This is a genomic window from Type-C symbiont of Plautia stali (genome assembly GCF_059730935.1).
On sequence record NZ_AP035923.1, the window covers coordinates 2,356,926 to 2,370,909 of the forward strand.

Sequence of the window (13,984 nt, forward strand, 5' to 3'; positions counted from 1 at the left end):
GCAACGCGTGTGGCATCAGCCGACACTGTGCTCAAGGCTGATCGCTAACAGTTTTTGCGCTTCCACGGCGAATTCCAGTGGCAGCTCGGAGAAAACGTCTTTACAGAAGCCGTTGACGATCATCGAGATCGCATCTTCTTCGCTAATGCCGCGCTGCAGGCAGTAGAACATCTGATCTTCACCGATGCGCGACGTCGTGGCTTCGTGCTCAAGCTGCGCGCTGTTGTTGCGCGTTTCCACATACGGGAAGGTGTGCGCACCGCAGTCCGGCCCAATCAGCATCGAGTCACACTGGGTGAAGTTACGCGCGTTAGTCGCAGTCGGCATGATTTTCACCAGGCCGCGGTAAGTGTTCTGGCTCTTACCGGCCGAGATACCTTTCGAGATGATGGTCGATTTGGTGTTTTTACCAATGTGAATCATCTTGGTACCGGTATCGGCCTGCTGGCGACCGCTGGTCAGCGCGACGGAGTAGAATTCGCCCACTGAGTAATCACCGCGCAGGATGCAGCTCGGGTATTTCCAGGTAATGGCTGAGCCGGTCTCGGACTGCGTCCACGACATCTTGCTGTGCTCGCCTTCACACAGCGCACGCTTGGTCACGAAGTTGAGGATACCGCCCTCGCCTTCTCCGCCCGGGAACCAGTTCTGCACCGTGGAGTATTTCACTTCGGCGTTTTTGTGGATGATCACTTCGACGACCGCTGCGTGCAGCTGGTAGGTGTCGCGCACCGGCGCTGAACAGCCTTCGATGTAGCTGACGTAGCTGTCTTCATCAGCAATCAGAATGGTACGTTCGAACTGGCCGGTTTTCGCGGCGTTGATGCGGAAATAGGTCGACAGCTCCATCGGGCAACGCACGCCTTTCGGGATGTAGACGAAGGTACCGTCGGACGCCACCGCCGAGTTGAGCGCAGCAAAGAAGTTATCGTTGTGCGGCACCACGGTGCCAAGATACTTCTGTACCAGCTCCGGATGATCGTGGATCGCTTCACCGAAGGAGCAGAAAATAATGCCCTGCTCAGCCAGCTTGTCGCGATAAGTGGTCGACACGGACACCGAGTCGAAAATGGCGTCCACCGCCACTTCTCTGCCTTCACGCACCGGCACGCCCAGCTGGTTAAACGCGTCTTCCACTTCTTTGGTCAGGTAATCGCTGGAGGCGACGCTGCCGGACGTCTGGGTGGCACCCGGTTCAGAGGCACAGCTGTCATCGCAATTGCCGCAGGACGGCGCGGAATAGTAGCTGTAATCCTGATAATCGAGCTTGTCGTAGTGCGCTTTCAGCCAGTGTGGCTCTTCCATCTCCAGCCAGGCGCGAAACGCCTTGAGACGGAACTCCAGCATCCACTCGGGTTCGTTACGTTTGGCCGAAATGGCACGCACCACATCTTCATTGATGCCGTGTGCCAGTTCGTCGGTTTGCAGCTGGGTGAAGAAGCCTTCTTTGTAGTTCAGGCTGCCTTCCCAGGTTTGTACATCGTCAGATGCTTCGCTGTGTCGTGACATATTTCACTTACTCGACGCCAAAGCTTTCACCGCACCCGCAGGCGTGCTGAGCTTTAGGGTTGTTGAATTTAAAAATCTGGTTCAGGCCTTCGCGGACATAATCCAGCTCGGTACCGTCAACAAACGGCATCGCCTGAAGCGGCACAAACAGTTTTGCGCCATATTGCTCGAACTGCAGGTCGTCATCGGCAGGCGCTTTCACCAGGTCCATAACGTACCCAAAACCGGCACAGCCGGACTGTTTCACACCCAGTTTCAGGCCCTTAACTTCCGGGTCCTGTTCCACCAGGCTGAGAATCTGTTTCGCTGCCGACTCGGTCAGCGTGAGCCCTTTCCAGACGAATTCGTCAGGTGAAAAAGACGCTGCATTTACTGATGACATAGTGCTACCTCGTAAGTCTGGGCCTTTTCAGGCTATCCCCCTATGGTAGTGATATCAGATATCACTTCAACCTCTTGTTTTGCAGGGATAATCATCTCGTGCTGTTTTTTGCTGCTGCTTTATTAAGCATAGTCCCTTCCCACCAGCTTGTGCGCGCCATTCCCGCGCGCGCCGTCAGAACGTAACCTGTTCATAAGCCGTAAATTTTCCAGTTCGCTTTTTACGTTTATGCTCTGATTGATAGGTTACGCCTTTGCTGAATGTAAAGAGATTGTTATTGCCGATTTTTGTAACAGGCAAAGGAAATCAATAAAATTTCACGGCGGGAATTGCATTCCTGGCGCGGTTAAATATGATAATGATTATCATTAACCTACTTTGGGTGGCGACATGACGCTTTCCGTCTCAGCCTGGTTACAACACAAAATCGACGAATATAAGTTTTCGGTCCGTGATATCACCGTCGACTTCTATCTGGCTCAGGCAAAGCTCAACCGCACCGATTGTTCCATTGAACAACTGCGTCGTTTTAACGATACCTGTCTCGACATGGCCGAAATCTGCCAGCTGAACGGCGACGATCACAGCTACCTGCACGCGATGGGCAAGCTGCACCACCGCTTAGTGCAGGAGATGGGCAATGCCGATCGCGATCGCCTGTTCCGTATTCAGGCTTACCAGCTGGCGCGCCTGTCGCTGACCCGTTTGTGTCATCAACTGGCGCTCAGCGGCGACTGGGACCAGGCGACCCGCCTGCAAAGTGATTTCGTCCGCCACGCAGGCTGGATATTCTAATCCAGCTTTGTGACGGCTCCTACAATTTGTTTACATCAATTCCAGCAAAGCCTGTAGCGGATGGCGCATACCGTTGCCCTCGGCGCGTTTCACCTGGCTGCGGCAGGAGAAGCCGGTCGCCAGACAGCGCTGACGCGGCAGCTTCTGCAGTTGCGGATGCCACGACAGTTCATAAATGCCCAGCGAGTTGGCCAGATTTTTACTCTCGTGACCATAAGTGCCGGCCATGCCACAGCAGCCCACGTTGATGTTCTCCAGCTTCGCACCAAAACGGGTAAAAATAGCCTGCCACTGATTAGGCGTTGACGGCAGCGCCGTGACCTCGGTGCAGTGGGCAAACAGATACCAGGCTTCGCCGCTGGCGATCTGCACCTCGCGCCCGGCCAGCACGCCGTGCAGCCATTCATGCACCAGCTGCACACTGAACGCGCCGCGCTGCTCGCCAAGCACCTGCTGATATTCGTCGCGATAGCACAATACCGTGGCCGGATCGACACCGACCATCGGCACACCGAGCTGCGCCACCCGGTTGAGGAACTCAGCGGTTTTGCCGGCGGTGCGGGCAAAGCGCTGCAGAAAACCTTTCACGTGCTGCGCTTTCCCGTTAGGTGAGAACGGCAGCAGCACCGGCCGGTAGCCGAGTTTTTCAATCAGCCGGATGAAATCGGTCACCAGCTGCGCTTCGTAATAGCTGGTAAACGGATCCTGCACCACCAGCACGTGCTGTTCGCGCTGGGCCGCATCCATCGCCTCCAGTTGCTCCAGCGTGACCCGCATCGCCGGGTGGCCGCTCAGCTGCTGCTTGAGGCTCGGCGAGGAGAGCAGCGGCAGATCGACCATGCCGATGTGGCGCTGGCTGAGGTCGCGCATCCACGGCTGTTTCAGGAAGAAGTTGAACACCCGCGGTGCTTTCGCCATCAGCGGCGCATAGCTTTCAACCGACGCCACCAGATGGTCGCTGACCGGGCGCAGATAGCGGGTGTGATAAAGCTGCAGGAAGCGCGAGCGGAAGTTCGGCACATCGATTTTAATCGGGCACTGGGTCGAACAGGCTTTACACGCCAGGCAGCCGGACATCGCCTCTTTCACTTCATGCGAGAAATCATATTCGCCCTGCTTCGCATGCCACGAATTGCGCGTGCGCTGAATCAGACTGCGCAGGCTGGCGCCCTGTGCTGGCAAGGCCTGCTCCAGCTTAAGCGGGTCAACGCCCTGCTCCGCCAGCAGGCGCAGCCACTCACGCGTTAGCGTGGCGCGTCCTTTTGGCGAATGGATACGATTGCGGGTGATTTTCATCGACGGGCACATCGGGCTGCGCACGTCAAAGTTGAAGCACAGTCCGTTGCCATTACACTCCATCGCGCCGCGCCAGTCATTGCGTACCGTCAGCGGAATCTGGCGATCCCAGCTGCCGCGCGTGGCGGCATCGACCTGCATCATGGGTTCGTCGTTACCCAGCGGCGTACAGATTTTGCCGGGGTTGAGACGGTTATCCGGATCGAACGCCGCTTTGATGCGGCGCAGCTCATAAAACAGCGTTTCGCCAAAGAACGCAGGACTGTACTGGGCGCGAAAGCCTTTGCCGTGCTCGCCCCACAGCAGACCGCCGTAGCGCGCGGTAAGTGCCACCACTTCGTCCGAGATCTGCTTCATCAGCATCTCCTGCTGCGGATCGCACATGTCCAGCGCCGGACGCACGTGCAGCACGCCGGCATCCACGTGACCAAACATGCCGTAGCTCAGGCCGTGGCTGTCGAGCAGCGCACGAAAATCCACAATGTAATCCGCCAGATGCTCCGGCGGCACGGCGGTATCCTCCACGAACGGAATCGGTTTGGCGCGCCCTTTGGCGTTGCCAAGCAGACCCACCGCTTTTTTACGCATGTTATAGATGCGCTCAATGCCCGCCAGATCATCACACAGCTGATAGCCCATCACGCCACCCTGCTGCTGCGCCATCAGCTCATCCAGCCGCGCGCACAGCGTGGTCACCTGCTGCGCAATCAGCGCCGCATCGTCGCCGGCAAACTCGACAATATTCAGGCCGAGCATCTCTTTACCTGGCACATCGGTGATCAGCTCGCTGACCGAATGCCAGACGATATCCTCGCGCGCCAGGTTAAGCACTTTCGAATCCACTGTCTCCACCGACAGGGCCTGCGCCTCGACCATAAAAGGCGCATTGCGCAGAGCGGAATCGAACGAATCGTACTTAATGTTCACCAGCCGGCGCACTTTGGGAATGGGTGTGATATCCAGCCGGGCTTCGGTGATAAAGGCCAGCGTGCCTTCGGCGCCGCATAACAGGCGCGTCAGGTCGAAAGTTTGCAAATCATCACTGAACACATGGCGCAGGTCATAACCGGTGAGAAAGCGGTTCAGTTTGGGGAATTTTGCCAGAATCAGTTCACGCTGCTCGCGGCAGCGGTTAAGCACTTCTTTATAGATGCGCCCTTCAGCGGTCGGCGTTGTGGCCAGCTGTTCCGCCAGCGCGGTGGGCATGGCGCGCGTATCAAGAATTTCGCCGCCCAGCAGCACGGCACGCAGGCCTTCGACGTGATCGGAGGTTTTGCCATACACCAGCGAGCCCTGACCGGAGGCATCGGTATTGATCATGCCGCCCAGCGTGGCGCGGTTACTGGTCGACAGCTCCGGAGAGAAGAAAAAGCCGTACGGCCTGAGCCAGGCGTTAAGCTGGTCCTTCACCACGCCGGCTTCTACCCGCACCCAGCCCTGCTCGGTGTTGATCTCGAGGATGCGGTTCATGTAGCGCGACATGTCGACCACAATGCCCTGATTGAGCGACTGCCCGTTAGTACCGGTGCCGCCGCCGCGCGGGGTAAAAACCAGGCTATTGAAACGTGGCTCACCAGCCAGTCGGGCGATCAGCGCCACGTCCGCCGTTGAACGCGGAAACAGCGCCGCATCGGGCAGGAGCTGATAGATGCTGTTATCGGTGGAGAGCGTGAGGCGGTCGGCATAGCTGGTCGCGGTGTCGCCGGTAAAACCTTGTTCTTTCAGCGACTGCAGGAATGTCAGCACCAGTTGAACGAGGCCTGGCGCCTGAGAAATCTGTGGGATCATTATTTCGTGACCGGGATGTTGTAAACGTTTGCGTGGTTAATTTTTTTCAGCTCTTGGTTGTATCACATTTTTTTGCCGCCCGCTGTTTTTTCAGGAAAACGGCCACGTCGCGCTGCTTTTTCTGTTTAATTTTCAGGAAATAGATCATCATTGTGAAGGCGCCGCGGAGCGCCCTCCTGAAGGATTACTGAGGTCTGTGTTGTGATGAAAAGCCTGCAACGCGGTGTGGATCTACCGCAAATGTTGTTCTCGCTGATGTTTATTTTGCTGATGATCATTGCCTGTCTGTGGGTGGTGCAGCCGTTCATTCTCGGCTTCGCCTGGGCCAGCATGGTGGTGATTGCCACCTGGCCGCTAATGATTCGTCTGCAGCAACTGTTGTGGGGTCGCCGTTCGCTGGCGGTGATTGCCATGACGATTCTGCTGTTGCTGCTGTTTATTATTCCTATCGCGCTGCTGGTCAGCAGCCTGATTGATAACAGCGCGCCGGTCATCGCCTGGGCGACCCAGCGCCATCTGGTGCTGCCGGATCTTGCCTGGCTGCGCGATATTCCCTATGCCGGACGCAAACTCTATTCCAGCTACCATAAACTGATCGATGGTGGCGGCGCGGCGATCATGAGCCAGGTCCAGCCTTATATTGGCCGCACCACCGGCTTCTTTGTCGCCCAGGCCGGACATTTTGGCCGTTTCATGCTGCACCTTGCCCTGATGCTGCTGTTCAGCGTGCTGCTGTACTGGCGCGGTGAGCAGGTTGGTCTCGGCATCCGTCACTTTGCCTACCGCATGGGCGGACGGCGCGGTGACGCCGCCGTGCTGCTGGCCGGTCAGGCGATCCGCGCCGTGGCGCTCGGCGTGGTGGTGACCGCGCTGGTGCAGGGCGTGCTGGGCGGCATCGGCCTGGCGATTTCCGGCATTCCGTATGCCACGCTGCTGACCGTATTAATGATTCTTACCTGCCTGGTGCAGCTTGGACCGTTGATTGTGCTGGTGCCGGCAATTATCTGGCTCTACTGGAGCGGCGACACCACCTGGGGCACGGTGCTGCTGGTGTGGAGCTGCGTGGTCGGCACGCTGGATAACGTGCTGCGTCCGATGCTGATTCGCATGGGCGCCGATTTACCGATGATTCTGATACTTTCCGGCGTCATCGGCGGGCTGATCGCCTTCGGTATGATTGGACTGTTTATCGGTCCGGTCGTACTGGCGGTCTCTTACCGGCTGGTTTCGGTGTGGATGCATGAAGCGCCGGCGCCGGATGACGATCCGGAAACGGCCATCGAAGCACTGGCCGAACACGAAGAGCCGCAGCCGTAACGCGCTTCCGGCGCATAACCGGGCCCCAGGCCCGGTTTGCTAATCCGCTTTTCCCTCTCCGCACCCAACGCGATTTGCATTAGTCAGCCGTGGTTAACACTCATTAATCCGTACCACTTAATTTCGCGGCACAATAATTTTTTCCATTAGTGATTTTTAAGAAAAAACGCACTTTTCAGCGTTTAAGCCCGATCGCACCGATAAAATGATTATTTTTCGCACTGATTCCTGGGCCGAATGGGTGATAAAACGTAATGAAAGATTATCAGCTTTAAACTAATAAGAGGATTCTTAAAGACGCCAGCGGCGGCGGTGAATAACATGTTCACTATGTTTTAAATCAAGCCACTGATTTTTAAACAACCTTTTTCCCCTGAGTAAAGTGAAGAATTGCTGTGTGTAGTCTTTGCCCATCCCCTGTGATGGGCTTTTTTTTGCCTGCAATTCAGCGATAAACAGCGCGGCCCGGCGGCGAACGCCGTCAGCGCTGGGTTTATGGCAATCTTAGGTGATGAAAAGTGGGATGGGAGAACAGACGGGTGCCCGACGGTTGCCGGGCACCAGGCAGGTGTAACAGATTACGCTTTGGCCGCGTCCAGCTCAGCGAGGCTCAGCCAGGTTTCCACCACGGTATCCGGGTTGAGCGACAGGCTGTCGATGCCCTGCTCCATCAGCCAGGCAGCAAAGTCCTGATGATCGGAAGGCCCCTGGCCGCAGATGCCGACGTATTTGCCCTGCTTCTTCGCCGCCTGAATCGACATCGACAACAGCGCCTTCACCGCATCGTTGCGCTCATCAAACAGCGCCGACACCACGCCGGAGTCGCGATCCAGCCCCAGCGCCAGCTGCGTCATGTCGTTGGAGCCGATAGAGAAGCCGTCAAAGTGCTGCAGGAACTGCTCTGCCAGCAGCGCGTTGGACGGGATCTCGCACATCATGATCACCTTCAGTCCGTTCTCGCCGCGTTTCAGGCCCTGCTTCGCCAGCTCGGCCACCACGGCCTCGGCCTGATCGACGGTGCGTACAAACGGCACCATGATCTCAACGTTGGTCAGCCCCATCTCGTTGCGCACGCGCTTCACGGCTTCACACTCCAGCGCAAAGCAGTCGCGGAAGCTGTCGGCCACGTAGCGTCCGGCGCCGCGGAAGCCCAGCATCGGGTTTTCCTCTTCCGGCTCGTAACGCTCGCCGCCGACCAGGTTGGCATACTCGTTGGTTTTGAAATCCGACAACCGCACAATGACGCGCTTCGGCGCGAAGGCCGCGCCCAGCGTGGCGATCCCTTCGGTCAGGCGCGCGATGTAGAACTCCACCGGATCGTCAAAGCCTTTCATCATCTGACCAATCTGCGCCTGCAGTTCCGGCGTCTGCTGATCAAACTCCAGCAGGGCTTTCGGGTGCACGCCAATCATGCGGTTGATGATGAACTCCAGCCGCGCCAGACCGACGCCCTCGTTGGGCAGGCAGGCAAAGTCAAAGGCGCGATCCGGGTTACCGACGTTCATCATAATTTTCAGCGGCAGATCCGGCATGGTATCAACCTGCGAACTGGTAACTTCAAAGTCCAGCAGATCGTTATACACATAACCGGTATCGCCTTCGGCGCATGACACCGTGACCTTATGACCGTCCTTCAGGTGCTCAGTGGCATCACCACAGCCCACCACTGCCGGAATGCCCAGCTCGCGCGCAATGATTGCCGCGTGACAGGTCCGCCCGCCACGGTTGGTGACGATCGCCGACGCCTTCTTCATGATCGGTTCCCAGTCCGGGTCAGTCATGTCGGTGACCAGCACATCGCCTTTTTCGATGCGGTGCATCTCGCTGATGTCGTGAATCACCTTCACTTCACCCGCACCGATGCGATGGCCGATGGCCCGGCCTTCCACCAGCACGCTGCCTTTGCCCTGCAGGCTGTAGCGTTCCATCACCTGTCCGTTGGAACGCACCGTTTCCGGCCGCGCCTGCACGATGAACAGTTTGCCGGTGTGGCCATCTTTGGCCCATTCAATATCCATCGGACGCTTATAGTGCTGCTCAATCAGCACCGCCTGGCGCGCCAGCGCCTGCACTTCATCATCGGTCAGGCTAAAGCGGTCTCGCTGTTCCTGTTCCACGTCCTCAATGCGCACCTGTTCGCCGTGCTCCTGCGAATCGGCGTACACCATGCGGATCTTCTTCGAGCCCAGGGTACGGCGCACAATCGCCGGGCGATTAGCGGCCAGCGTCGGTTTGTGCACGTAAAACTCATCCGGGTTGACCGCGCCCTGCACCACCATTTCGCCAAGACCGAACGCCGAGGTGATGAACACCACCTGGTCGAAGCCGGATTCGGTATCAATGGTGAACATCACGCCGGAGGAGGCGAGATCGGAACGTACCATGCGCTGCACACCGGCCGAGAGCGCCACGCCACGGTGGTCGTAGCCCTGGTGCACGCGGTATGAAATGGCGCGATCGTTAAACAGCGAGGCGAATACGTGCTTCACGGCCACCAGCACCGCGTCGAAGCCCTGCACGTTAAGGAAAGTTTCCTGCTGGCCGGCAAACGAGGCATCGGGCATATCCTCGGCGGTGGCCGAAGAGCGCACCGCAAAGGAGGCTTCGGCGTCATCAGCAGAAAGTTGTTCATAGGCGCTGCGGATCGCCGCTTCCAGCTCTGGCTGGAAAGGCGTATCCACCACCCATTGACGAATCTGTTTGCCGGCCTGCGCCAGCGCTGCAACATCATCAATATCCGTGTTGTCCAGCAATGCATAAATACGCTGGTTCAGTCCGCTTTGGTCGAGAAACTGATTAAAAGCGTAAGATGTCGTCGCGTAGCCGTTTGGCACGGATACCCCGAGCGACGACAAATTGGTAATCATTTCTCCCAGGGAAGCATTCTTGCCCCCTACCCGATCAACATCATGCATGCCAAGCTGGTTGTACCAGAGCACTAGCGACTGTTGGTCTTGATTGGACATTGAGATTATCCTTTTAAATGATTGGAGCACATGGAACATTTTGCTATTCGCCAAGTCAGCCTGGCACAATCAATTAATAAAGACTAAGTGTTGAATCGTTAAAGCAGAAAATCAGCGTTAAAATCGGATTACTCCCCGAAAAGCGCCTTGTTGCGCAACGCAGCTATTTTTTACCAACCTATTGGCAATGCGATATTTTTCACTTTTTCATGAGGTTAGCCGCGTTTTTTGTTGCGCAACGCTTGCCGTTTTTATTTTGCGCCCGCGCGGGCAAAAGCGAGAAATTAGCGCTGAATAACCTGGCATTTCATCTATGATGGGTAATCAGCGCAGCGTAAAAATAGATTATTCGCCGGCCAGATATGGATATTTCATTTTACCTTTAGTGAAAATGAAATATTTTAGGTGATAATGTTACGCAAAAGTAAACAAAAGCATGAGGTCAACCATGAGCACTGAACGCAGCGTATTCTATATCTCTGACGGCACCGCCATCACCGCGGAAGTGCTGGGCCACGCGGTGCTGTCACAGTTTCCGGTGAATACCAACAGCGTGACGCTGCCGTTCGTGGAGAATGTGCAGCGCGCCCAGGCGGTGAAAGCCCAGATTAATGCGCTCTACCAGCAGAGCGGCGTGCGCCCGCTGGTGTTTTTCTCGATTGTCACACCCGAGGTGCGCGACATCATTCTGGAGAGCGAAGGCTTCTGCCAGGACATCGTGCAGGCGCTGGTGGCACCGCTGCAGAGTGAACTGGGCGTGGCCTCGATGCCGGTGGCGCACCGCACCCACGGCCTGACTGCCAGTAACTTAGGCAAATACGATGCCCGTATCGCCGCGATTGATTACACCCTGGCGCACGATGACGGTATTTCGCTGCGCGGGCTGGAAGATGCGCAGGTGATTCTGCTGGGGGTATCGCGCTGCGGCAAAACCCCGACCAGCCTGTACCTGGCGATGCAGTTTGGCGTTCGCGCGGCTAACTATCCGTTCATCGCTGATGACATGGATAACCTAAAGCTGCCGCCTGCGCTGCGCGCCCATCAGCACAAGCTGTTTGGCCTGACCATCGATCCGGAACGGCTGGCGGCGATTCGTCAGGAGCGCGCTGAAAATACCCGCTATGCGTCAATGCGTCAGTGCCGGCTGGAGGTCGGTGAAGTAGAAGCGCTGTTCCGCACCCATCAGATTCGCTATCTCAACAGCACCAATTACTCTGTCGAAGAGATCGCCACCAAAATCCTCGACATCATGGGCCTGCGCCGCAGCATGTACTGACCTCACCTGCCAGGTTGTAAAGCCTGGCTGCCGTCAGTGATGAATAGCCTTTTGATTTAGCTGGTTGAATTCACGGGCTAATGGTTTATTGTGATCATCATCACTTCCCGGTATTTCACCGCTGCGAAGAACAGATTTTGAGAATCCCAATGAACAAAACTGATGAACTGCGCACCGCGCGCATCGGCACGCTGCTGACGCCGGCCGCGCTGGCGCAACAACACCCCATTTCGGCGGCGATTGCCGCTAACGTTACCGCCGCGCGTCAGCGCATCGCGCGCATCCTGACCGGTGAAGATCCACGTCTGCTGGTGATTATCGGCCCCTGCTCGCTGCACGATCCCAAGGCTGCGCTGGAGTACGCAGAGCGTCTCAATCTGCTGCGTGAACAGCACAAGGACCGGCTGGAAATTGTGATGCGCGCCTACTTTGAGAAGCCGCGCACCGTGGTGGGCTGGAAAGGCCTGATTTCCGATCCGGATCTCGATGGCAGCTTCGACGTCAACCGCGGCATCGCTATCGCGCGCCAGCTGCTGCTGGATATCAACGCCATCGGCATGCCAACCGCCACGGAATTTCTCGATATGGTGATCGGCCAGTTTATTGCCGACCTGATCAGCTGGGGCGCGATTGGCGCGCGCACCACCGAGAGCCAGATTCACCGTGAAATGGCCTCGGCGCTCTCCTGCCCGGTGGGCTTCAAGAATGGCACCGACGGCAACGTGCAGATCGCGGTTGATGCGATTCGCGCCGCGCGTGTCAGCCATATGTTCCTGTCACCCGACAAAACCGGGCAGATGACGATTTATCAGACCAGCGGCAATCCGCACGGTCACGTGATCCTGCGCGGCGGGCGTCAGCCGAACTACCACGCTGAAGATGTCGCCGCTGCGGCCGCCAACCTGCGCGACTTCAACCTGCCGGAACAGCTGGTGATCGACTTCAGCCATGGCAACTGCCTGAAGCAGCATCGCCGCCAGCGCGATGTGGCGCAGGACGTGGCGGCGCAGATCCGTGCCGGTTCGCGGGCAGTGGCGGGAGTGATGATTGAGAGTTTCCTGCAGGAGGGTAATCAGAAAGTGGTGAGCGGCCAGCCGCTGACCTACGGCCAGTCGATTACCGATCCGTGCCTCGGCTGGGATGACAGCGCGGAGGTGCTGGCACTGCTGGCGGCTGCCGTGGACAGCCGCTTCTGATGCCTGCTAGCTGGAGCAGCTTACCTCCAGCGTTTTTCCCCACTCCGGCGGCCGCTGGCGCAGTTCCGGACTGATGGCCGCCTCGTTAAACGGCTGCTGCAGCGCCAGATGTAATCTGGCCAGCGCCGCCGTTTCCCCCTGCTCAACCTCATCGATCACCTGCTGGGCCAGATAGTTGCGCAACACCAGCGCCGGGTTAGCCGCTTTCATGACTGCCTGACGCTGCGCATCGCTGACGCCATCCTGCAGCAGGCGCTGGCGATAGCCGTGATACCAGCGGTCGAAGGCGTCACGGTCGATAAACTCATCGCGCAGCGGTGAACGCGTCTCTGCCTGCTGCGTCTCGCTCAGCAGACGGAACGTCAGGGTGTAATCGCTGTGCTCTGCCGTCATCAGCGCCAGCAGGTCAGTGAGAATAGCGTTATCCCCCGCATCGGCGGTCAGCAGCCCGAGCTTCGCGCGCATTTTCTCGCCCCACACCCGCATCAGCTCGCTCTCGTAATGGCTGAGCGCTTGTTTCAACTGTTCAGTGCTCAGCAAACCGGACAGCGCATGCGCCAGGCGGTTAAGATTCCACAAGCCGATCATCGGCTGGTTGCTGAAGGCGTAGCGCCCCTGATAATCGCTGTGATTACAGATGAAATCCGCATCGTAGTCATCAAGGAAACCGTAAGGCCCGTAATCGAGCGTCAGGCCGAGGATCGACATATTATCGGTGTTCATCACGCCATGCGCGAAGCCGACGCTCTGCCACTGCGCAATCAGGCTGGCGGTGCGTTTGACGATATCGGTAAACCACAACAGGTAGCGATCGGCCTCCTGCTCCAGCTGCGGCCAGTGATGATGAATCGCGTAGTCCGCCAGCTGGCGCACTTTCTCCGGTTCGCCGCCGTAATAGAAATGCTCAAAGTGACCAAAACGCAGATGGCTGTCGGCGATGCGCATCAGCATCGCGCCGCGCTCGCGGGTTTCACGCTGGACCGGTTCGTCGCCAATGGCCAGCGCCAGCGCGCGCGTGGTCGGGATGCCAAGATGGAGCAGCGCTTCCGAGGCGAGAAACTCGCGCACGCTGGAACGGATCACCGCGCGGCCATCGCCCATGCGTGAATAGGGGGTAAGGCCCGCGCCTTTCAGATGCCAGTCAAGTTTGCGGCCGTCGGCCAGTTGCTGTTCGCCCAGCAGCAGACCGCGTCCGTCGCCCAATTGACCGGCCCACACGCCAAACTGGTGCCCGCTGTAGACCTGCGCCAGCGGCGACATGCCGGGAAGCAACGCTGCGCCATACCACACGCCGTGGCCTTTGCCAGCAAACAGCGCAGCATCCAGGCCCATCTCCTGCGCCAGCGCGGCATTGTGATAACACAGCCGCCCGCCGGCAAGCGGCGTTGGGTCCAGCGCGGTGTAGAATCCCGGCAACGTCTGCTGCCAGCTATTAATAAATTGCATCGACACTCCGGAA

At 57.8% G+C, this 13,984-nt stretch carries 9 protein-coding genes and 1 other RNA gene; 5 read left to right on the forward strand and 5 right to left on the reverse strand.

Features of this window, described 5'->3' with window-relative positions:
* Window positions 1–15 precede the first annotated feature (15 nt).
* A complete protein-coding gene (gene sufB / locus AC6I7J_RS11065) occupies window positions 16–1,509 on the reverse strand; it encodes a Fe-S cluster assembly protein SufB (protein WP_021506232.1) in 1,494 nt (497 codons plus the stop codon).
* A gap of 7 nt (window positions 1,510–1,516) precedes the next feature.
* A complete protein-coding gene (sufA, locus tag AC6I7J_RS11070) occupies window positions 1,517–1,891 on the reverse strand; it encodes a Fe-S cluster assembly scaffold SufA (protein WP_010616252.1) in 375 nt (124 codons plus the stop codon).
* A 390-nt stretch (window positions 1,892–2,281) separates the two neighbouring features.
* Between sufA and AC6I7J_RS11075 the strand changes: the two genes are divergently transcribed.
* The gene (locus AC6I7J_RS11075; RefSeq protein WP_021506233.1) at window positions 2,282–2,686 is read left to right on the forward strand and encodes a hypothetical protein; all 405 of its coding nucleotides are present in this window, start codon (window positions 2,282–2,284) and stop codon (window positions 2,684–2,686) included.
* 30 nt (window positions 2,687–2,716) lie between these two features.
* On the opposite strand, the gene ydiJ is transcribed toward AC6I7J_RS11075, so the two are convergent.
* Window positions 2,717–5,770, reverse strand: coding sequence for a D-2-hydroxyglutarate dehydrogenase YdiJ (ydiJ, locus tag AC6I7J_RS11080; protein ID WP_498005681.1), 3,054 nt, complete (start codon window positions 5,768–5,770; stop codon window positions 2,717–2,719).
* 204 nt (window positions 5,771–5,974) lie between these two features.
* Between ydiJ and ydiK the strand changes: the two genes are divergently transcribed.
* Window positions 5,975–7,087 (forward strand): AI-2E family transporter YdiK, encoded by a 1,113-nt coding sequence (gene ydiK, locus AC6I7J_RS11085; RefSeq protein WP_021506235.1) that lies wholly within the window; start codon window positions 5,975–5,977, stop codon window positions 7,085–7,087.
* A 330-nt stretch (window positions 7,088–7,417) separates the two neighbouring features.
* An RNA gene (gene rprA, locus AC6I7J_RS11090) (antisense sRNA RprA) lies at window positions 7,418–7,525 on the forward strand.
* Between the two features lie 140 nt (window positions 7,526–7,665).
* Here rprA and ppsA read toward each other — a convergent pair.
* Entirely contained in the window at window positions 7,666–10,053 is a 2,388-nt protein-coding gene (ppsA, locus tag AC6I7J_RS11095) for a phosphoenolpyruvate synthase (RefSeq protein ID WP_031279179.1), read from the reverse strand.
* 448 nt (window positions 10,054–10,501) lie between these two features.
* Between ppsA and ppsR the strand changes: the two genes are divergently transcribed.
* Both ppsR and AC6I7J_RS11105 read left to right on the forward strand, forming a co-directional pair.
* The gene (gene ppsR / locus AC6I7J_RS11100) at window positions 10,502–11,329 is read left to right on the forward strand and encodes a posphoenolpyruvate synthetase regulatory kinase/phosphorylase PpsR (RefSeq protein ID WP_021506237.1); all 828 of its coding nucleotides are present in this window, start codon (window positions 10,502–10,504) and stop codon (window positions 11,327–11,329) included.
* Between the two features lie 149 nt (window positions 11,330–11,478).
* Window positions 11,479–12,525, forward strand: coding sequence for a 3-deoxy-7-phosphoheptulonate synthase (locus tag AC6I7J_RS11105; protein ID WP_021506238.1), 1,047 nt, complete (start codon window positions 11,479–11,481; stop codon window positions 12,523–12,525).
* Between the two features lie 6 nt (window positions 12,526–12,531).
* Here the strand turns inward: AC6I7J_RS11105 and AC6I7J_RS11110 are convergent, their stop codons facing one another.
* Window positions 12,532–13,971, reverse strand: coding sequence for a protein adenylyltransferase SelO (locus AC6I7J_RS11110; RefSeq protein WP_498005683.1), 1,440 nt, complete (start codon window positions 13,969–13,971; stop codon window positions 12,532–12,534).
* Window positions 13,972–13,984 lie beyond the last annotated feature (13 nt).